Source organism: Streptomyces sp. NPDC046335 (assembly GCF_055587985.1).
Genome location: NZ_JBVJFF010000063.1, coordinates 1 through 1045, shown reverse-complemented (window position 1 = coordinate 1045; position 1045 = coordinate 1). Strand labels below are relative to the sequence as shown.

Below are 1045 nucleotides of genomic sequence, written 5' to 3'. Positions count from 1 at the left end.
CCTGATCGTCTCCCTGACCCGCAGTCTGATGACTCAGGTGATCGGCCATATGAATACCCTCGCCGAAAAACTGCCGGAGGGGTTCCATATCAGCCTTAACTTCAGTGCCTCCCATATTGCGTCTCCGGACTTCGTGGAGGAGTGCCTGCACTTTCGCAGCGGGTTTACCCGTCAGGATCTGAACCTTGTCATTGAGGTGACGGAGCTTGAACCCCTCTACATGAGTGAGGGGACGATCCGTACGCTGAACGGGCTGCATGAGAGAGGGTTTGGGATCGCACTCGACGATTTCGGGACCGGTTACTCCGGTCTCTCCTATCTGGATGCGCTGGACATCGACTACATCAAAATCGACTCCACCTTTGTCAGCCGGGTGAATGCCAGCGCCGAGTCAACGGCAATCCTGGACGTGGTCCTGGATCTGGCACGAAAACTGGCGATTCGAATCGTGGCGGAAGGGGTGGAAACCCGGGAGCAGGTTGACTACCTCCGGCACAATCACGTGGTGTTCATGCAGGGATACTATTACTTCAGGCCCGTCAGCTCGCGTGAGCTGGCCCTGATCCTGCTTTCCCGCCCGAAAATCCGTCTGGAGGATGCCCCACCCTGAGGGAGACGTTCCGTCGCGAGCGGGGGTGGCCACAATCCGCAGAGGAAACCAGGTTGTCAGGTGGTGGCCCTGAAACCGATCTCACCCGACCGGTAACACGCTGTCATCATTGATCATCCTTAGTGAAAGGAAAAACCAGCAAACATGTCCTGCTCAACACACCCTGTGCGTGACTCCACCACTTCACGTTCAACAAAGGCCTGGTCGAGAATCATCAGAAGATCGGAAAGCGCCACACGATACTCGGTGATGGCCTTTGCAAGGTTCACAAAGCGGGTGTGAGGGCGCTCCAGATTGCGTAAAATGTTTGAAACCAGCCCCTCCAGCCCGCGGATCATAAGGTCAATATTCTGCAGCTGAGGGTATTGATCCCTGCCCACGCAACCACGAATTTGTTGGGCACTGTAATTAGAAATCTGGTGTGTCAGCCTGATA

The 1045-nt window shown here is 55.5% G+C and carries 2 protein-coding genes; one reads left to right on the top strand and one right to left on the bottom strand.

Annotation, left to right across the window (positions count from 1 at the left end; genetic code table 11):
* A partial coding sequence (locus ACZ6JY_RS40865) for an EAL domain-containing protein (protein WP_469204766.1) occupies positions 1 to 610 on the top strand: 610 nt, incomplete at its 5' end.
* A 119-nt stretch (positions 611 to 729) separates the two neighbouring features.
* Here the strand turns inward: ACZ6JY_RS40865 and ACZ6JY_RS40860 are convergent.
* Positions 730 to 1045 (bottom strand): hypothetical protein (locus ACZ6JY_RS40860; RefSeq protein ID WP_469204764.1); only part of this gene is annotated, 316 nt, incomplete at its 5' end.